The sequence below is a fragment of the Enterobacter sp. ku-bf2 genome (assembly GCF_001742765.1).
GTDB lineage: Bacteria > Pseudomonadota > Gammaproteobacteria > Enterobacterales > Enterobacteriaceae > Enterobacter > Enterobacter quasiroggenkampii.
Genome location: NZ_MDVW01000001.1, coordinates 534,283 through 554,743, shown reverse-complemented (window position 1 = coordinate 554,743; position 20,461 = coordinate 534,283). Strand labels below are relative to the sequence as shown.

Sequence of the window (20,461 nt, the reverse complement as noted above, 5' to 3'; positions counted from 1 at the left end):
CCTGCTTTCGCGCAACGCTAGACGGCAACGCGGCGGCTGATTTCAACCACCCGATCGCTGGGAAGGTGGTAGTGGTTGATGACGTGCGTGCAGTTGCGCTTCATGAAGGCAAAAATGTGTCGTTGCCAGGCCGCCATACCGGCCCCGCCTTCGCCTGCCACAATGGTTTCATGTCCGACATACCAGGTGGCGTCGTCCGTGGCAAAAATTGCGTTAATCTCGCTGACGCCCTGCAACAAACGCGGGATGTCCGGGTGTTCCATAAAGCCATATTGCGCCACGCCGTGCCAGTAGCCCGGCGCGCGCTGCTCCACCCTGATACGCTGCTCTTCTCCGACGTAGGGCACGTTAAGAATATCAATGGTCAGCGACAACACGTCCTGCTGTAGCGCCCGGTTTCGCGCGACATGCCAGCGCATTACCGGTGGGATATTGTTCTGCGTGCGGGTCAAAAAGACGGCAGAGCCCGTCACTCTGGGCACCGTCTTTTGCTGAAGCTGGGCAAAGAACGCATCCACGCTGACGCCCTTCTCGCCCACCGACGCGGATACCGCCTGCACGCCGCGATGCCAGATCAGCATCACCGTACAAATGGCGGCGGCCATCAGCAGCGGGATGTAGCCGCCCTCAAGGACCTTAATCAAATTGGCAAATAAGAAGGTGGCATCGATCGTCAGGAAACAGAGGGCGATGATCCCGCTGCTGAACAGGCTCCAGCGCCATACTTCCCGCATAGCGACAAACAGCAGTCCTGTCGTCATCAGCATGGTTAACGACACAGCAATGCCGTACGCCGCGGCAAGCTTGTCGGAGGATTTAAAGAACACCACCAGCCCTATCGTCACCACCATCAGCATCCAGTTTATTATCCCGATATAGATCTGACCGTAGCTTTCTGCCGCCGTCTGTTTGATGCGTAGCCGGGGTAACCAGCCGAGCTGAATCGCCTGACGCGTCATGGAAAAAGCGCCGGTAATAATCGCCTGACTGGCAATGATCGTCGCCAGCGCGGCAAGAATGATGAGCGGCACCTGCAGCGCTGGCGGACAGAGCGTATAGAATAGATTTTGTTTGCTGTCGGCACCGGCCAGAATCAGCGCTGACTGACCAGCATAGTTGAGCAGCAGCGAAGGAAAGACGACGCCGTACCAGGCAAACCAGATGGGCTTTTTACCGAAATGCCCCATGTCGGCGTACAGCGCCTCGGCCCCCGTCACGCAGAGAAATACGCCCCCCAGGACCAGAAAACTGGTGTACCCGTTCGAAAACAAAAACGCGATGCCGTAAGCAGGATTAAGGGCCAACAATACCGAGGGGTGCTGAACGATCCCCCGCACGCCCAGGGCCGCAATCGCCAGGAACCACAGCGCCATCACCGGGCCAAATATCTTCCCTATGCGGGCGGTGCCAAAAGGCTGGATCAGGAACAGCGCCAGCAACACCGCAACCGTGAGGGGTAAGATGTACGGCTGGGACTCCGGAATGACCATCTCCAGCCCTTCCAGGGCGGAAAGCACGGAGATGGCCGGGGTTATCGCGCCGTCACCGTATATCAACGCGGCGCCGATGAGGGCGGCAAAAATGACCCAGCGACCGCCTTTGCCTTTTTCCACCAGAAGCGACATCAGGGCCATAATGCCCCCCTCGCCATGATTATCAATTCGCATGGCGAAGGCGGCATACTTGATGGAGGTCACCAGGATGAGCGTCCAGGTAATCAGGGAGAGCAGGCCCAGGATGACGTCGGGCGTCGGGTCATGCTCAGAGAGCGAAAGCACAGTCCGGAAGGTATAAAGCGGGCTGGTGCCGATATCACCAAAAACAACACCCAGCGCGCCCCCTGCAAGCAGGGTTAACCGGGAGAGAGGTTGGGACGGTTCACTGCTGTGGCGCGGGCTCATATTTTCCAGCAAGAGTCAGATAATCCTTTAAAAAACATAGCTCATCTGCCCCGCCCGCGCCAACCGCTGCCCCTGTTTTACCACGCGGTTTACTGCGGATTGACCTTCGCCAGGCTGAACCAGATCCCCACTGCCAGCAACAGCAGCATGCCGCCCGCACTGCCCAGCGCCACGCTGTGGGAGGTAATAAACGCACTTTTCGCCGCCTCAATCACCGGCTCCGCCAGGGACGTCGTCAGATCCTGCGCCACCTTCATCGCTTCCCCAATCGATGACGAGGCTTTATCGATGAGCGAGGCATTCAGCCCCTGCGGCAGGTCAATCGACGCCGAGAAGCTGCGGGTCAACAGCAGACCAAAAATGGCGATCCCCAGCCCGGCTCCCAGCTCATAGGACATGGTTTCAATCGCCCCTGCGGCGGCGGCTTTCTCCTTCGGCGCAGCAGCCATAATGGCGGAAGTCGAGGCCAGCAGCGCGCTGGCGGCACTGAAGCCGAGCAGCACCATCAGCCCCCACGCCTGCCACTGCTGCGTGCTGAAGTCGAGCGTCGACAGGCCGATAAAGCTGACGGCGCTGAGCCCCATGCCGCCAGCCGCGACGATGCGTAGCCCTAATCGCCCAACCAGCACGCCCGCGATCGGCCCGCTGAACCCGCTGGCGACCATCACCGGCAGCATAAACATGCCCGCTTCAAACGGCGTAAAGCCGTGAACAAACTGCAGCTCCTGGGCCATCAGCAGCTCAAACCCGACCAGGGCAATCATGGCGGTCATCGCCATCACCACGCCGCTCAGAATAATGCGATGGCAGAAGAGACGCATATCGATCATCGGTACGCGGGCACGAAGCTGAATACGCACAAAGATAAACAACAGCACCGAGCCGGTAACCAGCGCGGCGGCCACCAGCCACGGCGACAGTACGCCCTTAAGCGCGGTTTTGGCGCTGTAGACCAGCAGCAAAATCGCCACAATCAGCATGATGGCATGGCTGATATTCAGCGGCTGCTCCGGGCGGCCCTGCTGACGGGGCACAAAACGCGCGGCCAGGGACACGACCACCAGCACGATCGGCACGTTGATTAAAAACACCGATCCCCAGTAAAAATGCTCCAGCAGCATACCGCCAATCAGCGGGCCAAACGCCGCCCCGCCGGAACCGACCGCCGCCCAGACGCCGAGCGCGATGTTGCGATCTTTCGCGTCGGTAAAAAGCGTGCGGATCCCTGCCAGGGTGGCCGGAATAATCATCGCCGCACCGATCGCCAGCGAGGCGCGCGCCGCGATCAGCCATCCTGCTGAGGGGGCAAACGCAGCCGCCAGCGATGACAGACCAAACAGCGTACTGCCGATCATCAACAGCCGTTTAAAACCGATGCGGTCACCCAGGGCGCCCATCGGCAGCACCATACCCGCCATCACCAGCGAGTAGATATCGATGATCCACAATAATTCGTTACCGCTGGCGCCCAGCGTCATGCTCAATGTTGGCGCCGCCACGTGCAGCACCGTCGCGTCAATCGCGACCGGGATATACACCAGCACGATAATCACTAACGCTAACCACTGACGAAACATAAATTTCCTTTTCATTTTAAACCTGGACACATGTCCAGATTGCGATCCTACGTAAAGTTGAACGCGTGTCCAGCTTTTTGTTACACTCGTTTCGTTCCCATTGAGAGTGAGTAACGATGCGATATCTGAGCAAGGATGAACGGCGCGAAGCCATCTTACAGGCCGCCATGCGCGTGGCGCTGGCCGAAGGACTGGCGGCAATGACGGTACGCCGCGTTGCGGCTGAAGCCGGCGTCGCGACCGGACAGGTTCACCATCATTTTACCTCCGGCGGGGAGTTAAAATCGCTGGCCTTTGTACGGTTAATCCGCGAACTGCTGGATGCGGATGTTGCGGGTGAACAGGCCGGATGGCGGGAACAGCTTCATGCCATGCTCGGCAGCGATGACGGCAGGTTCGAGCCTTATATTCGTCTCTGGCGTGAAGCGCAGATCCTGGCCAGCCGCGATGCCGACATTAAGGGCGCCTATGTGATGACCATGGAGATGTGGCATCAGGAAACGGTGGCGCTGATTAACGCGGGAACGGAGGCCGGAGTATTTCGTCCCGGCGATCGGGCGGAAAATATCGCCTGGCGCTTGATTGGGTTGGTGTGTGGTCTTGACGGGATGTATATCTTAAACATGCCCGAAATGGATGAGGCCGCGTTTAACAACCATCTGGATAAGTTAATCACGCTCGAGTTGTTTACTACCCCGTCTCAGCCGTGATGTTGCCGGGTGGCGGCTACGCCTTACCCGGCCTACAGCCACCTCTTTGCGCATTATTTCCCGGCCTGAGGGTGCGTATCAAAGCCCGCCATCACCGCCGTCAATTCTGCGAGTGAAAAACCGTGCTTAGGATCGTCAACGCCCAGCCCAAAGCGTTTCTGCATCAACTGGTAAAGCGCCTCAGCATCCGGCAAGTGGATCTGCTCCTCCACATGACCGTTCTGCCAGTGGGTAAAGTTGAAGTTGGTCAGCGTCAGCTTGCCGCCGTCCGGCAGATGGCGGCACATCAGCAGATGATGGCGGAAGTGCGACTGCGGCCAGTGCGCCGACCAGAAATTCCCCATCACGTAATCACTGAAATACTGTGTCGTCAGGTCGAAATGGTACATCGACTGCCAGTGCTCGTGGTGACGGAACTGCAGCACCCAGTCGTTACCCTCGCTCAGCAGACGATACAGGCCGTGCGGCGTTTCCTGTTCCTCACTGGCGAGCAGACGAATTGGCGCCGTCAGCGTCTGGCCGCCAAATCCCACGTCCGCAATCCAGCGCTCGCCGTTAAGCTCAACCAGCAGCAGGCGGTGCGTGCGCGGCGGCATTTGCGGCGGGCTCGCTAATACCACGCGTCCCAGCAGGCTGCGCACCGTGAACCCGACTTCACGTAATACCCGCTCAAACAGGCCGTTTTGCTCAAAGCAATATCCTCCGCGACGGGCGGTGACCAGCTTGTCGACCAGGCACCGATCGTCAAGCTGGATTTCGCGCGGCAGCACGACGTCAATATTCTCAAAAGGGATCGCACAGTTATGGTGTAAATGCAGCGCGCGCAGGGTATCGATATCCACCCGTGTCGGTTGCGTCCAGCCGATGCGAGCGAAGTAGGCGGTCAGGAATGGGGACATACATCAGTTTCCTTTGATTGTGATGTTCTGTTTATAAACTAATTTTACGCACTCACTTTGATTTACGTGCTTTTTCGTCATACTCATCGTTACAGATGAGGAGATCCTATGAGCCACTTTCGCCCTGTTGAATTACGTCATGCCAGCCGTCTGCTGAACCACGGCCCTACCGTGCTGATCACCAGCCGCGATGAAGGCCAGGACAGACGTAACGTTATGGCCGCCGCATGGTCAATGCCCGTTGAGTTTGAACCGCCGCGCATCGCAATCGTGGTGGACAAAAGTACCTGGTCACGCGAGCTGATCGAACGCAGCGGGAAATTTGGCATCGTTATCCCCGGCGTGGCGGCGGCCAACTGGACTTACGCGGTCGGCAGCGTCAGCGGGCGCGATGAGGACAAATTCAACTGCTATGGGATCCCGGTGGTGAATGGCCCGGCGCTCGGCCTGCCGGTCATTGAAGAGAAATGCCTGGCGTGGATGGAATGCCGGTTATTACCCGTGACCTCCGCGGCAGAGAAATACGACACGCTGTTTGGCGAAGTGGTTTCAGCGGCAGCGGATGAACGGGCGTTTATCGCCGGACGCTGGCAGTTTGACGGGGATAAGCTCAATACCCTGCATCATCTTGGGACCGGGACGTTTGTGGCGAGCGGGAAGATGGTGAAGGCGCTGGATTGAGAAAACCCGTCCCCTATGGGCTGAGGCATGCCCAGTAATTTTTAAGCAGAAGCAATAAGTTGCTTTCATGATGGCTGTAGGCTTTCAGCGACGCCCTGGTCCGGCTGTAAATCGCCGAAGCGTTTCCGTAAGGCCGGGGCGAGGCGCAGGGATGCGCCGAGAGGGTGTGGCCTGCAGGGATGCAGGCTCATGCCCGACCCGATAGCCTGAAGGAATAAGCTGAGGGCACCGCGAAGCGGCGATTTACCGCCGGGAGCCTGGGTTGCCAGGGCGGCGGCGATTGAGCCGCCCTGGCACGTTCACAGGAATTGTCGTTACAGAATAGCAAGGAACATAAAGTGAACGGAATAACCTCCACAGCCGTATGTTCCCCCTCACCCAGCCCTCTCCCTCAAGGGAGAGGGTGAACGTACTACTTCGCACGCCGTGAAATAATCTCATCCGCAACATTCCGCGGGGCTTCCGCAAAATGATGGAACTCCATCGTATACGCCGCGCGTCCCTGGGACATCGAACGCAATGTCGTGGCATAACCAAACATCTCTGCCAGCGGTACGTCGGCGCGGATAATCTGGCTGCCGTACTGCTCTGCCATCCCCTGCACCATGCCGCGTCGGGATGAGAGATCGCCCATGATGTTACCGGCGTACTCTTCCGGTGTTTCCACCTCCACATGCATGATCGGCTCAAGAATCACCGGATCCGCCCTGCGGGCCCCCTCTTTAAAGCCGAGGATCGCCGCCATGCGGAACGCCATCTCCGAGGAGTCGACGTCGTGATACGAGCCAAACGTCAGTGTCGCTTTAACATCGACGACCGGATAGCCCGCCAGCACGCCGCTGTTCATCGCTTCCCGCAGCCCTTTCTCAACGGACGGAATATACTCACGCGGCACCACGCCGCCCTTAGTGGCATCTTCAAATTTAAAGCCACTTCCGGGCTCCAGCGGCTCCAGGCTCAGCACCACATGGCCGTACTGGCCTTTACCGCCGGACTGTCGGACAAATTTGCCTTCGATATCCTTCACCGTTTTACGCAGGGTTTCACGGTAGGTCACCTGCGGACGACCGATATTTGCTTCGACGCCAAACTCACGCTTCATGCGGTCGACGATAATCTCAAGGTGTAACTCACCCATCCCGGAGATAATGGTCTGGCCGGACTCCTCGTCAGTGTGCAGGCGGAAAGACGGGTCTTCTGCCGCCAGACGCTGCAGCGCAATGCCCATTTTCTCCTGATCGCCTTTGGTTTTCGGCTCAATCGCCAGCGAAATCACCGGATCCGGGAACTCCATGCGCTCAAGCGTAATGACGGCGTTCGGATCGGTGAGCGTGTCACCGGTGGTCACGTCTTTCAACCCGACGCAGGCCGCGATATCCCCGGCGCGCAGTTCGTCCACCTCGTGGCGATCGTTGGCATGCATCAGCACGATACGCCCGATGCGCTCTTTCTTCCCTTTCACCGGGTTATACACCGCGTCGCCTTTGCGCAGCACGCCAGAGTACACGCGGATAAAGGTCAGTTGTCCGACGTACGGGTCGCTCATCAACTTGAACGCCAGAGCCGAGAACGGCTCATCATCACTCGGGTGACGCTCCGCGTGCTGCCCTTTTTCATCCACGCCATCAATGGCCGGCACGTCCAGCGGCGACGGCATAAGCTCAATCACCGCATCGAGCATGCGCTGTACACCTTTGTTTTTGAACGCGCTGCCGCACAGCATCGGCTGGATTTCCCCCGAAATGGTGCGAATACGTAGCCCTTTGATAATTTCCGCTTCCGTCAGGTCGCCGGTTTCCAGGTATTTGTCCATCAGTTCATCGCTGGCTTCCGCCGCCGCAGAGACCATTTTTTCCCGCCATTCCTGGGCGGTACTGACCAAATCGTCCGGCACGGGCGCATAGGTAAACACCATGCCCTGCGTCGCGTCGTCCCACAGAATGGTGCGCATCTTGATCAGATCCACCACGCCGGTGAAGTGATCTTCGGCCCCCACCGGGATGACAATCGGCACCGGATTGGCCTTCAGGCGTTCCTGCATCATCCGCACGACGCGGAAGAAATCGGCACCCGGACGGTCCATTTTGTTGACGAAGGCCAGACGCGGAACGTGATATTTATTGGCCTGACGCCAGACGGTTTCCGACTGCGGCTGCACGCCGCCCACGGAGTCATACACCATCACGGCACCGTCGAGTACGCGCATGGAACGTTCCACCTCAATGGTGAAGTCCACGTGCCCCGGGGTGTCAATGATGTTGATCCGGTGCGGTTCATAGCCTCTGTCCATGCCTGGCCAGAAGCAGCTAACCGCCGCGGACGTAATGGTGATCCCGCGCTCTTGCTCCTGCGCCATCCAGTCAGTGGTTGCCGCGCCATCGTGTACTTCACCCAGCTTGTGGCTCATCCCGGTATAAAACAGGATGCGCTCAGTGGTGGTGGTTTTACCGGCATCGATATGCGCGGAGATACCGATGTTGCGATAACGTTCGAGAGGGATGGGTCGGGGCATGATATTTCCTTAGTCACTATGACATGTTTGTGACGACCAGGATGGTCGTGCATTTGTTCGTTTGCTATAATAGTCCTATTGTACGAGTATTATCGAACTATTTTTTAAGGGTTGACCTATTGTTGATATAGCTCAATCTGACGCCATACGCAGGAAAACGATGATCCCTAACCACCCTGAAACTGAACAAATACTGCTGGAAAATGTGCTCTTTGCCCTCGGCAACCCGCTCCGGCTGTCGATTATTCGCCGGCTCGCCGATGGCAGCGAACTCAGCTGCAACGCGCTACGCCCGGAAGATGTGGTGAAGTCCACGATGACCCATCACTGGCGCGTATTGCGCGACAGCGGGGTCATCTGGCAGCGTCCGCAGGGACGCGAAAACATGATTTCATTGCGACGAGACGATCTGGATACCCGCTTTCCGGGGCTGATGGCGATCCTGCTGCAGGTTACGTAATTTCAGTCCCTTCCAGGCGATAGACCGGGATCTGCCGGGTTGTTTTGGTGAGCGTATCGAACACCTCGGCGTTGGACGTCACGATCCGCATCCCTGTTTTGCGTAACCGTTGTACATCAGCCGCGATGCGCTGAATGCCAAACCAGAAAAGCCCGTCGAGCGCGGTCACAGACAGCCCGTTTTCCAGCGCCAGTTTGAGGCGCTCCTTTGGCGCTTTCACCTGCTGGGCAATTTGCCGGTAAGACGCTTCCGTCGCACCCGTGGCGTCACTGCGCTGGATACGCGTCTTCAGGTGATAGGTAAACTCGTCAGGTATGCCGTCCAGATCCCGTTTAAGGCTGTAGACGCAGCCAAAGCGCTTGCCGTTAAACAGAACATTTTTCTGACTGAGCTGAAGCTCTTTTCTGACAGCGTCAATCAACTGGGGCGCGCGGGTGAGAAGCAGCCTGAAGGGCAGCTCGAAGCTGGTGACGTAATCCACATTAAGCAACGCGAGACGCAGACGATCCTCCGCACCGGACTGTTGCTCACGACACTCCTCCAGCACCTCCGCCCACTGGCGCGTCAGGCGCTCCGGTTCGGCGGCTTCGGTCAGGAGATATTTTTCAATCTGATAATCAACTCTTCCGGTCATCGTGTGGTATCCCGTCGCTGTGGCTGCGGTAATTCTATACAGCGCGGTGAGTTTTATAAAGGACTGAACCGCAGCGACACGCTGTAAATGTCGTTGCGATTCAGTATCCTGAGGTTTCGAATCAGTGCGCCATAACCCAGCCCATCAGCAGCGTGGCGAAAATGACCGTCGAGGCACCGCCGATACGCGTCGCAATCTGCGCGAACGGCATGAGCGACATGCGGTTGGAGGCGGACAGAATGGCCACATCTCCCGTACCGCCCAGCCCACTGTGGCAGCAGGTTACAATCGCCGCTTCCACCGGATACATATTCAGACGCGACGCAATCACGTAGCCGCTCAGCGCCATCGCAATCACCACCGATCCGCATACCACTACATAGCCCACCGAGAAGACCGACACCACGCTTTCAAGCGGCACGTATAGCATCCCGAGGCCGATCATCAGCGGCCAGACCAGCGCAGCCGAAACGAATTTATAGCAGCTGTGCGCCCCCTGCTCCATTGAGGCCGGGATCACCCTGAAGTATTTACACAGGACGGCAATCAGGATCATCAGCACCGGGCCGGGAATGTGGACCAGTTTTTCAAACAAGCCTCCGACGATGAAAAACGCGCACACCATCAGCAATCCGCCGCCCATCAGATGAAAATCCGTCTGCTGAGCGCCTGGCGCCCCGGCGAACAGGCTGGCGTCGTCTTTACTCCGCGTGAGCATGCCATTTCCTGAAAGCGCAGGACGTTTCGTCCCGAGACGCGCCAGCGAGCCCGCACAAATAATGGCGAAGATATTTCCGACGACCGCAGCGGGAGCCAGCTGCGCCACGTAGACGTCCGGCGTCTGCCCCAGGATTGCCGAATAGGCCAGAGACAGGGGCAAAATCCCCTCGCCAATTCCGCCGCCAATGATAGGGACAATGATAAAGAAGAAGGTGTGGTAAGGCGTATACCCAAACAGCGTTCCCACAATGAGGCCGCTCAGCACGGCCATCAATGTTCCCGCCACCAGCGGAACAAACATGCGCATCATGCCCTGGATCAGCAGCACCCGGTTCATCCCCAGAATACTGCCGACTACCAGGCAGGCGATGACGAAATAGAGCAGATTCGCCTCCTTCATCAGCAGATGCACCGTATCAAGGGTTTGTTTCCCGAATGCGCCAAAATAGACCAGCACGGAAGGCACCATCAGACACAGGATCGCCGGGCCGCCGATGTCCTTCAGCACGGGGATTTGACGCCCCACTTTGGCAAACGCAAAGCCAAGGGTCATGATGACCGCCAGTCCGCCTATCATATTTTTCGGCAGCAGCCCTGCCCAGGCGGACGTCGCCACAATCGCGGCAATCCCCACGAACAGCATCAACGGGACTGCGCCAACCTCGGTATTGTTGAGCCCAAAGGCGAAACGCGAGGTCGACAGCTCAGAAGTCGGTACAGGATTACCTTTCATATAATCACCTGAAATTTGTGTTCGGATATGCAGAGAACGGAATAAACGAAAAACTATTCCTGATTCAAATAAATGTTCTTAAATAGAAAATAAAAACTTTGGTGGCCTTTTCTAAAAACAGGCTCAGCGTGAAATTAACATACCCCCCCAAAGAGAAATGTGAACACAATAGCCCTTTCCTTTTAAATAATTTAATTCATTATTATGTAACTAAAGTTATTCATGACATTCAATGCAATTCTTTTGAAATTAATAAAACCAGAAAGAATGTGAACCTTGTCACTCCTGATCCGTTAGCTAAGCGCTAAATTAGCTCCCCAACAAAACACAGAAAACTCCGTGCCTTTATCATCCTTAAAGTCACTGTTTCTACTCGTCTTATTTCTGTTTCGTTTAAATATTCAGGAGTTGACCATGTCTCGTAAAGACGTTCTGTACACGCCCTATAATGGCGCCGTACTGCTGGAAAATCCGTTATTAAATAAAGGCCTCGCCTTTATTAAAGAAGAACGGGATAATTTTAATCTGCATGGATTATTGCCGCATAACGTTGAAACCATTGAAGAGCAAACCGAGCGCGCCTGGGTGCAGTTCTGCCATTTTAAAAGCGATATTTCCCGTCATGTTTATTTGCGCAATATTCAGGACACCAATGAAACTCTCTTTTACAACCTCTTGCGTTCGCATCTGAAAGAGACGTTACCGATTATCTATACCCCGACGGTGGGTGAAGCCTGCGAGCATTTCTCCACGATTTATCGCCGCGCGCGCGGCTTGTTTATTTCATGGCCTAACCGCCATCGTATTGATGAGATGCTGCAAAGTTTCTCGCGCAACGACGTTCGGGTGATTGTGGTAACGGACGGAGAGCGCATTTTAGGGCTCGGCGACCAGGGTATCGGCGGTATGGGCATTCCAATTGGCAAGCTGTCGCTGTATACCGCCTGCGGAGGGATCCATCCGGCCTCCACCCTTCCGATTATGCTGGATGTCGGCACCAATAATCAGCAACACCTCGACGACCCGATGTACATGGGCTGGCGTCATCCGCGCATCAGCGACGACCAGTATGCTGAGTTTATGGATATGTTTATCAGCACGGTTAAGACGCGCTGGCCCAACGTTCTCCTGCAATTTGAAGACTTTGCACAGAAAAACGCCACCCGACTACTCCAGCGCTACCGCGATCAGCTGTGCTGCTTCAATGATGATATCCAGGGCACGGCAGCCGTCACCGCGGGGACGCTGATCGCAGCGGCCCACGCGGCGGGCACACGCATTCGCGATCAGCGCGTGGTCTTCCTCGGCAGCGGCTCTGCGGGATGCGGGATCGCTGAAAAAATTGTGGCGCTGATGGTCGATGACGGCCTGAGCGAGTCGGAAGCCCGCAGCAGGATCTTCATGGTCGATCGCTTCGGCCTGCTGACCGACGGCATGACCAACCTGCTCGATTTCCAGAAAAACCTGCTTACCGCGCGCGACGCCGTAAGCCGCTGGCAGGTAGACGCGAAGAATATTTCCCTGCTGGACGTGGTGAAGAACGCACATCCAACGGTGATGATCGGCGTTTCAGGTCAGCCGGGGCTGTTCAGCGAAGAGATCGTCAAAGAGATGCATCGCCACTGCCCGCGCCCGATTATCATGCCGCTCTCGAACCCGACGTCGCGGGCGGAGGCCCAGCCGCAGGATCTCATCGCATGGACCCAGGGGGCCGCGCTGGTGGCCACCGGCAGCCCGTTCGCGCCGGTATTCTGGGAGAACGCGCACTACGAGATTGCCCAGTGTAACAACGCCTATATCTTCCCGGGTCTTGGGCTTGGCGTTCTGGCCTGTAACGCGCGCCGGGTGACGGAAGAGATGCTGATGGCAGCAAGCCGCAGCCTGGCCGCCCAGTCTCCGCTGGTGGCCACAGAAAGAGGAGGATTGCTGCCGCCGGTAGATCAGATTGAAACGGTCTCGCGCCAGATTGCCGTTGCCGTCGCCCGGGCCGCGATTGAACAAGGCATAGCGCCATCGTTAGATGATGAAACCCTGATGGCGCGTATCGAGAAGACCTGGTGGCAGGCGGACTATGCGCCGTACCGCCGATCCGCGCTGTAGCGCCGGTCATGCCCTCACCCTGCGGTGAGGGCATCGCTGTGGTGTTAGTGATGTATGCCTGAGCGGTCAGAAAAATCGCTGGCGGAGAGATTATCACCCCGAGTTGCCGCCTGTTTCAGACGGGCATACCGATCAGGTACCCCTTCAGGACGCGTTTTGAAGCGACGGTGCAGCCACATATACTGCTCTGGGGCCATGCGTACGGCCTGCTCAATTGCCCTGTTCATCTGCGTCGCCACGGCTTCTTTATCGCCGCCCTGCAACGCCTCACTGATATCCTCCAGAATAATCAGCTCGTAACCGGTGCCATCCGCCCTGCGACGCGGCACAAAGGGGATGACGGCAGGCTTAGCGCTTTTGACCAGCATATAGCTGCCCGCCGTCGTTGCGGCATCCGGCACCGCAAAGAACGGCACAAACACGCTGTTGGTTTTGCCATAGTCGTGATCCGGGGCGTACCACAAAATTTCATTCTGCTTCAGCGCGCGGATCATGCCCTTTAAATCATGGCGATCGAGCATGGTTTTGTTGGAGCGCAGACGTCCGCGCGTCTGAAGCCAGTCCAGCAGAGCATTGTTATTAGGGCGATACACCCCGATACCGGGGTTGAGCATGCCAAATATCCGCGCGCCCAGCTCAAGCGTCAGAAAATGCATCCCCACCAGCACCACGCCTTTTCCCTGCGCCCTCGCCTTTTCCATGTGCTCATACCCCTGCACGGTAAAGCATTTCTTCACCCGCCACGCAGGCCAGAACCATGCCATCCCGGTTTCAATCACCCCCATTCCTACCGATTCAAAATTACGCTGCAGCAATGACTCACGTTCATCCTTTTTCATCTCCGGGAAACAAAGTTCCAGGTTGCGGCGGGCAATCTCGACGCGGCGAGGAAGTAAGCGCATCGCCAGTCGCCCCAGGCCATGACCGATTCTGAACAAAAGCGGATAAGGGAGCAGCATGATGAGCCACAGAGCCGCAATGCCGGCCCAGCTTAGCCAGTAACGGGGATGAAGAAAGGCGAATGAAAAACGGGGTAATTTTGTCATCAGAAAATTATCCTTTAACGTGTCTGTCCTTAATTGATTCTGTTGAAGATCTTTCCTAAGGATGAATAAAAAGTCAGCCAGAAACGTTAAGTGTAGCGGATAAGACAAAACGCATTTTTATCGATTTTTGCGAAAAACGGGAAAACAAGCCGGGGAGGATTTATTCGCTCCCCGGCAGAAGATATTACATCGAATACCCGGGCTTCTTAATAAGCTCCTCCAGCTTCGGTCCAATTTCGGTATCCCAGACCTGCGCCTTCCAGTCTTCAGGCGCGATCTGCTTCAACGCCACCGACACGGAACTGTCTTTGCTGTTGAAATGGCGAATAATCACATCGGCAATATCTGCCGCCAGGGCAGCTTTTTGTTCGTCGTTCAAATCACGGGGAAAACATTTGATATCTACATGTGGCATGTGCAGGCTTCCGGTTGTGAATGAGGGTTCCACGTTATCAGATAATATTGTTTGCCTTTAACACCTTGTGCAGTTCCGGTCGCTGACATACGGCGTCCGCAATCGCCGTGAATTTAGGGGTGTTCTCGGCAAACCAGGCGTGACGGGGCCCCCAGGTGCGCGCTACCGCAATATACACATCCAGCAGCGTCAGCCTTTCCCCCAGCGCAAACGGGGCACCCTTAAGCTGGCTTTCGAACCACAAATAAAGAGATTTCCGGTATTCGATGCAGTTTTTCTGCAGCTGTTCCGGCGCATCCGGCACCCAGCGTTCGGGATAGTCTGCATAGGTAAACGTGGGATAGACGTTGGCCACAAACCAGATGAGCAAACGCTGAAACTGCTGACGCTCTGCCTGCCCCACGGGTGGAGCAAGATCGGGACACCGGTCGAGCACCATCAGGGCAATCGCCGCTGTTTCGGTCATGATGGCGCCATTTTCCAGCTCCAGCGTCGGCACCTGGCACAGCGGATTGAGCTTGTGCAGCAACTCACGCTGCGGACCGGGCTGGTCAAACCCGTCCACGTTGATGAATTGATAAGGGATATCAGCCAGGGTCAGCATCACCTCACTGATTGCCGAGCCCCAGCCGGGTACGCCATAAAGTTTAATCATGTTGCCCCCTCAGGAGTGAAATCCTAAGTGTAGAGCACCATTAGTATGTTATCCCTGGCGGGTTGACCTCCGATTGCGCCACCGCTTCGCCCTGCTCGCCCCAGCGCGCCAGCACCTTCTGGTACTCTCCGCGCTCAATCGCACCGTTCAGCGCGGCCTGCAGGGCATAAACCAGTTGATTGCCTTTTTTGGTCGTGGTGGCGACATAAGCTTTCTTCGGCCCTAAACCGACCACGCGGGTTTTGCCGGTGAGCGCCGCTTTGTAAGCTGAAACCGACTGAGGACCAAAGAACACATCCGCCCTGCCGGACTGGATATAGAGATTGCCCGAGGCATCGTCGTGAAGATAGACCGGCAGCGCAGGCGCCCGCCCCGCCTTTTTATTCTCTTCGTTCCAGCCCAGCAGGATGCGCTCCTGATTGGTACCCGAGCCGACAATCACCCTTTTCCCGGCCAGATCTTCCGCGCTTTTGATTGACTGAATCTCGCTGGTGGATTTCACCGAAAACGCCAGCGAATCGACGCGGTAGGTCGCAAAATCAAACTTCTCTTTACGCTGTTCGGTCACCGCAATGTTCACCAGCGCCACGTCGTAACGCCCAGAAGCGATCCCCAGCGGCCAGTCTTCCCACGCCGTCGGCACCAGCTTTAGCTTCAGCCCCAGGCTGCCCGCCAGCAGGCGGGCAATATCCGGGTCGCTGCCGATCCGCGTGCGGTTATCGCTGGCCAGCAGCGCCAGCGGCGGGGAGTTCAGCATCGAGACGGCGACCGTCAGCGTACCTGGCTCAACGAATTTATAACCGGCGGGGATTTTCGCCACGGCCTGCCGATCCACCGTCAACGGCAGCGGCTGCTCGTTGGCTTTCAGATCGATGCTGGCGTGGCTCGCCGTCGTAAAAAGCAGTCCTGCCAGAAGTCCATATTTCATCTGCGCTCCTTACAGCACTTTTGACAGGAACTGGCGCGTTCGCGCGTGCGACGGGCGGTTCAATACCGCGTCGCTGCTGCCCTGTTCCACGATTTTTCCATCGACCATAAACACCACCTGATCCGCCACTTCCCGGGCAAAGCCGATCTCGTGAGTGACCACCACCAGCGTAGTGCCGGACCGGGCCAGTTTTTTGATTACGTCCAGCACTTCCCCTACCAGCTCCGGATCCAGCGCCGAGGTAGGTTCATCAAACAGCATCACGCGGGGACGTAACGCCAGCGCGCGGGCAATCGCAATGCGTTGCTGCTGGCCGCCGGAGAGATGGCGAGACCAGGCATCGGCTTTGTCCCGCAGCCCGACCACGTCCAGCAGGCTGTACGCTCTTTCCACCGCCTCTCTTTTGCTGAGCTTTTTATGCGCGATGGGTGCCTCAATCAGGTTTTCCAGCACCGTGAGATGGGGAAAGAGATTGAAGTTCTGAAACACATAGCCCACGTTGACGCGCTGTTTGAGGATCTCTTTCTCCTTCAGCTCGTAGAGCTTGTCGCCCTGGCGACGGTAGCCAATGTAGTCCCCGTCAATCTGAATAAAGCCTTCGTCGACGCGTTCCAGGTGGTTAATGGTACGCAGCAGCGTCGATTTTCCCGACCCGGACGGCCCGAGGATGACCGTCACGGATCCCGGCGGGATCTCAAGCGACACGTTGTCGAGCGCCTTATGGCGTCCAAAATATTTGCTGACGCCGGTAATCGAGATATGTCCTTCAGGAGAGGCTTGCATGGATAGGCTCCTGTGCTGGCGTGGTGGTGACAGAACGGGTACGACGGGCGGCACGGTTCTGATTAACCGCAGAGCGGCGTTCGCTGCGGGCAAGTGCGCGTTCAACACCGTACTGGATAGCGGACAGGACGGTGGTGATCGCCAGGTACCAGGCGGCACCAACCATCAGCAGCGGGATCACCTCCTGCGTGCGGTTGTAGATCATCTGGATGGTATAAAACAGCTCCGGCATCGCCAGGACGTACACCATCGCCGTCCCCTTGGCGAGGCTGATGATTTCATTGAATCCCGACGGCAGAATGGTACGCAGCGCCTGAGGCAAAATGATGCGCACCGTGCGGCGCCAGGCCGGCAGACCGAGCGCGGCGGCGGCCTCATACTGCCCGTGATCGACCCCGAGGAAACCACCGCGAATGATCTCGGCGGTATAGGCGCTCTGCACCAGCGTTAGCCCCACCACGGCGGTAGAGAACTGCCCCAGCACGTTGATGGTTTCAAAACTGCCCCAGGTAATACCGGTAAACGGCACGCCGAGCGAGAGCGTGTCGTAGAGATAGGAAAAGTTGTACAGGATAATCAGCACGACGATCAGCGGCAGCGACCGAAACAGCCAGATGTACGCCCACGCCAGGCTGCTCAGCAGCCAGGATGACGAGAGTCTCGCCAGCGCCAGCATGCCGCCAAACACCACGCTCAGCGCGGTACCGATCAGCGTCAGCAGCAGGGTCTGCCCGACACCTTCGAGGATCACCGGGTCGAAGAACCAGCGGGCGAACACCGCCCACTCCCAGCGCGGGTTAAAGGCTACGGACTGAATCACGACCGCAAGGACAAACAGCGCCACCGCGGCGCCGACGGCCCGCAGCGGATAACGCGCCGGGACCACCTTAATGGTTTCAACGTTGCTCATCGTCGTTCCTCATGCGGTTTTACTGAACGCTTCACGTACCAGCGTTTTGGTGAAACGCAGCCGACCGTCAAACGGCGGCTGGCTATACTCTTCCGGATCGCGGTTCAGATCGAACTGCGGCTGATAGCCCTGGCTAAGATAGAGCCTGACCGCTTCCGGCTGACGAAAGCCGGTTGTCAGGTAGATTTGGCTATAGCCTGCCAGCACCGCCCTGCGCTCCAGCTCCTGCACCACGCGCCCGGCAAGCCCCTGCTGACGCAGGGTTTTGTCCGTCCAGATACGTTTGATTTCCGCGGTGCGTTCGTCGAACGGTTTGTACGCGCCGGTAGCAATAATCTTCCCGTCGCGCTCCAGGACGATAAACAGCCCCTGCGGCGCCAGATACCACTCGGTGAGCTCCACTTCCGCGTCTTTAGAGAAGTAGTCCCCGTAGCGGGCCGCATATTCACCGAACAGCCCCTCGATAATGGGCTGAAGTTCGGCATCTTCCGGTGATACATCACGAAATCGTTCGCTCATTACGCCTCCTTAATCGCCCAGGCCAGCCGGGTTCACTTCGGACTGAGGAATGCGCTCAACCCCTTCTCCCCAGCGGTTCAGCACTTTGTCGTAATCGCCGTTTTTGATGACACCGTTCAGCGCGGTTTGCACCGGCTCAACCAGTCCGCTGCCTTTTTTCAGCGTCACCGCGATGTGTGCCGCCTTCGGCCAGCCGCCGTCGACGCTGCCCACCAGTTTGGTTTTCCCGTTCAGCGCCGCTTTCCATGCGCCAATCACGTTCGGGCCAAAGTAGGCATCCGCGCGGCCGGACTGCAGCGCCAGGGTTTGGGCCGCATCGTCTTTGGTGTAGATCGGGGTAAAGGGCTTCAGCCCCTTCTTCAGGTTTTCGGCATTCCATGCCAGCAGGATGGCCTCCTGGTTGGTGCCGGAGCCGACGATAATCTTCAGCCCGGCGATGTCTTCCGCCTTCTGCAGCGACGTAATCGGGCTGGTGGATTTCACGTAAAAGCCGAGGGAATCCTTACGATAGGTAGCAAAATCAAACTTCTGTTTGCGCTCTTTAGTGACGGTGATGTTGCTGATGGCGGCATCGTATTTCCCGGACGCCACGCCCAGCGGCCAGTCCTCCCAGGAGGTGGGCACCACGTTGAGCTCCAGCCCGAGGCTGTCGGCGACCAGACGCGCGACGTCAACTTCGCTTCCCAGCAGCGTTTTGTTGTCGTCGGAGAAGACCGTCAGCGGCGGCTGATTGAGTCCCGCCACCGCAACGGTAAATTTCCCCGGCACGGCAAAGCGATAGTCTTTCGGCAGCTGCGCTACCGCCTCGCTATTTTTCGCGGTGTTAATCGGGGTTTTATTGGCCTCGATGCTCACACCGGTGCCGTTAATATTCACATTCTCTGCCCAGACGGCAGGGGTAAAGGCCAGCGTGAGCGCCAGAATAAGCGATGATTTCTGCATAGCGGGGTTCTCTTTTATTGTTGTGTGTACTGGTTTTTCGGTTGGTCTAAGCCAAGGCTTTCACGCAGCGTGGTGCCCGGGTAGTCGGTACGGAACAGGCCGCGGGCCTGAAGAATGGGCACCACCTGGTCAACAAAGCGCGGGAAGGTGTCCGGCGTGCCGCCCTGAATAATGAAGCCGTCTGCGGCATAGCCTTCAAACCAGGCCTGAAGACCGTCTGCCACCTCCTCCGGCGTGCCGGAAAAGCGCGGGCGCGGCGAAGCGGCCTCCAGCGCCACCTGACGCAGGGTTAAGTTGCGTTCGCGAGCGTTACGCTTGATTTCATCGGTGGTGCTGCGGAAGCTGTTTTTGCCTAAGTCGCCGATATCCGGGAACGGCTCGTCGAGCGGATACTGGCTGAAATCGTGATGTTCAAAATAACGCCCGAGGTAATTGAGGGCGTCATTAATCGACACCAGCGCCGCCGTGGTCTGGTACTGATTTTCCACATCATCGGCATCTTTCCCCACAATCACGCTGACGCCCTGGAAAATATGGAGATCCGACGCGCGGCGGCCGTTTGTTTCCAGCTGCTGTTTTACGTCGCGGTAAAAGGCTTTTGCCTCATCGAGCGTCTCGTGGTGGGTGAAAATGGCGTCGGCATGTTTCGCCGCCAGCTTTTTCCCGTCGTCCGACGCCCCGGCCTGAAAGACAATCGGGCGACCTTGCGGCGTGCGGCCAATATTCAGCGGACCGGCGACCTGGAAGAAGTCACCGTGGTGATCGAGCGTATGCAGTTTCGCCGGGTCAAAAAACTGGCCGCTCTCTTTGTTACGAATAAACGCGTCCTCTTCCCAGGAATCCCACAGCCCTTTCACCACGTCGAGATACTCATCCGCAATCCGGTAGCGCAGCGCATGCTCGGGGTGTTTTTCGCGGGAAAAGTTCTTGGCCGACCCTTCCAGCGGCGAGGTCACCACGTTCCAGCCCGCGCGGCCGTTGCTCAGGTGATCGAGGCTCGCGAACTGGCGCGCCGTGGTGAAGGGCTCGCTGTAAGAGGTGGATAAGGTTCCCACCAGCCCCAGGCGCGAGGTGATGCTGGCCAGTGCGGAAAGCACGGTTAACGGTTCAAAACGATTCAGAAAATGGGGGATAGATTTCTCGTTAATATAGAGGCCATCGGCCACAAAGAGAAAATCGAGCTTCCCTTCCTCGGCCTTTAACGCCGTCGCTTTCACAAAGTCGAAATTAATACTGGCGTCGGCGATCGCTGCAGGATGGCGCCAGGCGGACATATTCCCGGATGCACCATGCAGAATGGTGCCCAGCCGCAGTTGTCGGGTTGCAGACATATTTA

General features: G+C 57.3%; 17 protein-coding genes and 1 pseudogene. 4 read left to right on the top strand and 14 right to left on the bottom strand.

Annotation, left to right across the window (positions count from 1 at the left end; all coding sequences use genetic code 11):
• Window positions 1–17 precede the first annotated feature (17 nt).
• Both BFG58_RS02655 and BFG58_RS02650 read right to left on the bottom strand, forming a co-directional pair.
• A complete protein-coding gene (locus tag BFG58_RS02655; protein ID WP_069719654.1) occupies window positions 18–1,901 on the bottom strand; it encodes a potassium transporter Kup in 1,884 nt (627 codons plus the stop codon).
• Between the two features lie 89 nt (window positions 1,902–1,990).
• Window positions 1,991–3,478 (bottom strand): MFS transporter, encoded by a 1,488-nt coding sequence (locus BFG58_RS02650; protein WP_069719165.1) that lies wholly within the window; start codon window positions 3,476–3,478, stop codon window positions 1,991–1,993.
• A gap of 116 nt (window positions 3,479–3,594) precedes the next feature.
• On the opposite strand from BFG58_RS02650, the gene BFG58_RS02645 reads away from it, so the two are divergent.
• Window positions 3,595–4,188, top strand: coding sequence for a TetR family transcriptional regulator (locus tag BFG58_RS02645; RefSeq protein ID WP_069719164.1), 594 nt, complete (start codon window positions 3,595–3,597; stop codon window positions 4,186–4,188).
• Window positions 4,189–4,241: 53 nt separating this feature from the next.
• On the opposite strand, the gene nhoA is transcribed toward BFG58_RS02645, so the two are convergent.
• Entirely contained in the window at window positions 4,242–5,087 is an 846-nt protein-coding gene (nhoA, locus tag BFG58_RS02640) for an N-hydroxyarylamine O-acetyltransferase (protein ID WP_069719163.1), read from the bottom strand.
• Between the two features lie 108 nt (window positions 5,088–5,195).
• Between nhoA and BFG58_RS02635 the strand changes: the two genes are divergently transcribed.
• Window positions 5,196–5,768, top strand: coding sequence for a flavin reductase family protein (locus tag BFG58_RS02635; protein ID WP_069719162.1), 573 nt, complete (start codon window positions 5,196–5,198; stop codon window positions 5,766–5,768).
• Window positions 5,769–6,180: 412 nt separating this feature from the next.
• Here the strand turns inward: BFG58_RS02635 and fusA are convergent, their stop codons facing one another.
• Complete coding sequence (gene fusA, locus BFG58_RS02630; RefSeq protein ID WP_069719161.1) at window positions 6,181–8,280, bottom strand: elongation factor G; 2,100 nt, start codon at window positions 8,278–8,280, stop codon at window positions 6,181–6,183.
• Between the two features lie 160 nt (window positions 8,281–8,440).
• Here fusA and BFG58_RS02625 point away from each other — a divergent pair, with 160 nt between their 5' ends.
• Window positions 8,441–8,740: a helix-turn-helix transcriptional regulator gene (locus BFG58_RS02625; RefSeq protein ID WP_069719160.1), complete on the top strand. Its 300-nt coding sequence runs from the start codon at window positions 8,441–8,443 to the stop codon at window positions 8,738–8,740.
• On the opposite strand, the gene BFG58_RS02620 is transcribed toward BFG58_RS02625, so the two are convergent.
• Both BFG58_RS02620 and BFG58_RS02615 read right to left on the bottom strand, forming a co-directional pair.
• Window positions 8,733–9,374, bottom strand: coding sequence for a helix-turn-helix domain-containing protein (locus BFG58_RS02620; protein WP_048029846.1), 642 nt, complete (start codon window positions 9,372–9,374; stop codon window positions 8,733–8,735). The two genes, BFG58_RS02625 and BFG58_RS02620, sit on opposite strands and share 8 nt — an antisense overlap.
• A 121-nt stretch (window positions 9,375–9,495) precedes the next feature.
• Window positions 9,496–10,827 carry a 2-hydroxycarboxylate transporter family protein gene (locus BFG58_RS02615; RefSeq protein WP_069719159.1) on the bottom strand — a complete coding sequence of 444 codons (1,332 nt, stop codon included), beginning with the start codon at window positions 10,825–10,827 and terminating at the stop codon, window positions 9,496–9,498.
• Between the two features lie 414 nt (window positions 10,828–11,241).
• Between BFG58_RS02615 and BFG58_RS02610 the strand changes: the two genes are divergently transcribed.
• Window positions 11,242–12,927: an NAD-dependent malic enzyme gene (locus tag BFG58_RS02610; protein ID WP_069719158.1), complete on the top strand. Its 1,686-nt coding sequence runs from the start codon at window positions 11,242–11,244 to the stop codon at window positions 12,925–12,927.
• Window positions 12,928–12,971: 44 nt separating this feature from the next.
• Here BFG58_RS02610 and BFG58_RS02605 read toward each other — a convergent pair whose 3' ends face one another.
• From BFG58_RS02605 to BFG58_RS24260, 8 genes and pseudogenes are all read right to left on the bottom strand, one after another.
• Entirely contained in the window at window positions 12,972–13,973 is a 1,002-nt protein-coding gene (locus BFG58_RS02605; RefSeq protein ID WP_069719157.1) for a Kdo(2)-lipid IV(A) acyltransferase, read from the bottom strand.
• Window positions 13,974–14,157: 184 nt separating this feature from the next.
• Window positions 14,158–14,388 (bottom strand): tautomerase PptA, encoded by a 231-nt coding sequence (gene pptA, locus BFG58_RS02600; protein ID WP_008501760.1) that lies wholly within the window; start codon window positions 14,386–14,388, stop codon window positions 14,158–14,160.
• Window positions 14,389–14,425: 37 nt separating this feature from the next.
• Window positions 14,426–15,043, bottom strand: a complete 618-nt coding sequence (locus tag BFG58_RS02595; protein WP_069719156.1) for a glutathione S-transferase family protein — start codon at window positions 15,041–15,043, stop codon at window positions 14,426–14,428.
• A 40-nt stretch (window positions 15,044–15,083) separates the two neighbouring features.
• On the bottom strand, window positions 15,084–15,971 hold the full coding sequence (locus BFG58_RS02590; protein WP_069719155.1) for an ABC transporter substrate-binding protein: 888 nt from the start codon (window positions 15,969–15,971) through the stop codon (window positions 15,084–15,086).
• A gap of 9 nt (window positions 15,972–15,980) precedes the next feature.
• Window positions 15,981–16,754 (bottom strand): amino acid ABC transporter ATP-binding protein, encoded by a 774-nt coding sequence (locus BFG58_RS02585; protein ID WP_048029837.1) that lies wholly within the window; start codon window positions 16,752–16,754, stop codon window positions 15,981–15,983.
• Window positions 16,738–17,664 carry an amino acid ABC transporter permease gene (locus BFG58_RS02580; RefSeq protein WP_023327573.1) on the bottom strand — a complete coding sequence of 309 codons (927 nt, stop codon included), beginning with the start codon at window positions 17,662–17,664 and terminating at the stop codon, window positions 16,738–16,740. Before BFG58_RS02580 ends, BFG58_RS02585 begins: the two co-directional genes overlap by 17 nt.
• 9 nt (window positions 17,665–17,673) lie before the next feature.
• Entirely contained in the window at window positions 17,674–18,183 is a 510-nt protein-coding gene (locus BFG58_RS02575; protein WP_008501765.1) for a GNAT family N-acetyltransferase, read from the bottom strand.
• 9 nt (window positions 18,184–18,192) lie between these two features.
• Window positions 18,193–20,456, bottom strand: a pseudogene (locus BFG58_RS24260) (NtaA/DmoA family FMN-dependent monooxygenase).
• Window positions 20,457–20,461: the final 5 nt, after the last annotated feature.

What these genes read in the sequence shown, in the direction of transcription:
- BFG58_RS02595 (WP_069719156.1), bottom strand. Translation starts at nt 15,043, where the DNA reads ATGATTAAACTTTATGGCGTACCCGGCTGGGGCTCGGCAATCAGTGAG.
- BFG58_RS02625 (WP_069719160.1), top strand. Translation starts at nt 8,441, where the DNA reads ATGATCCCTAACCACCCTGAAACTGAACAAATACTGCTGGAAAATGTG.
- BFG58_RS02615 (WP_069719159.1), bottom strand. Translation starts at nt 10,827, where the DNA reads ATGAAAGGTAATCCTGTACCGACTTCTGAGCTGTCGACCTCGCGTTTC.
- BFG58_RS02650 (WP_069719165.1), bottom strand. Translation starts at nt 3,478, where the DNA reads ATGTTTCGTCAGTGGTTAGCGTTAGTGATTATCGTGCTGGTGTATATC.
- fusA (WP_069719161.1), bottom strand. Translation starts at nt 8,280, where the DNA reads ATGCCCCGACCCATCCCTCTCGAACGTTATCGCAACATCGGTATCTCC.
- BFG58_RS02655 (WP_069719654.1), bottom strand. Translation starts at nt 1,901, where the DNA reads ATGAGCCCGCGCCACAGCAGTGAACCGTCCCAACCTCTCTCCCGGTTA.
- nhoA (WP_069719163.1), bottom strand. Translation starts at nt 5,087, where the DNA reads ATGTCCCCATTCCTGACCGCCTACTTCGCTCGCATCGGCTGGACGCAA.
- BFG58_RS02585 (WP_048029837.1), bottom strand. Translation starts at nt 16,754, where the DNA reads ATGCAAGCCTCTCCTGAAGGACATATCTCGATTACCGGCGTCAGCAAA.
- BFG58_RS02610 (WP_069719158.1), top strand. Translation starts at nt 11,242, where the DNA reads ATGTCTCGTAAAGACGTTCTGTACACGCCCTATAATGGCGCCGTACTG.
- BFG58_RS02605 (WP_069719157.1), bottom strand. Translation starts at nt 13,973, where the DNA reads ATGACAAAATTACCCCGTTTTTCATTCGCCTTTCTTCATCCCCGTTAC.
- BFG58_RS02575 (WP_008501765.1), bottom strand. Translation starts at nt 18,183, where the DNA reads ATGAGCGAACGATTTCGTGATGTATCACCGGAAGATGCCGAACTTCAG.
- BFG58_RS02620 (WP_048029846.1), bottom strand. Translation starts at nt 9,374, where the DNA reads ATGACCGGAAGAGTTGATTATCAGATTGAAAAATATCTCCTGACCGAA.
- pptA (WP_008501760.1), bottom strand. Translation starts at nt 14,388, where the DNA reads ATGCCACATGTAGATATCAAATGTTTTCCCCGTGATTTGAACGACGAA.
- BFG58_RS02645 (WP_069719164.1), top strand. Translation starts at nt 3,595, where the DNA reads ATGCGATATCTGAGCAAGGATGAACGGCGCGAAGCCATCTTACAGGCC.
- BFG58_RS02635 (WP_069719162.1), top strand. Translation starts at nt 5,196, where the DNA reads ATGAGCCACTTTCGCCCTGTTGAATTACGTCATGCCAGCCGTCTGCTG.
- BFG58_RS02590 (WP_069719155.1), bottom strand. Translation starts at nt 15,971, where the DNA reads ATGAAATATGGACTTCTGGCAGGACTGCTTTTTACGACGGCGAGCCAC.
- BFG58_RS02580 (WP_023327573.1), bottom strand. Translation starts at nt 17,664, where the DNA reads ATGAGCAACGTTGAAACCATTAAGGTGGTCCCGGCGCGTTATCCGCTG.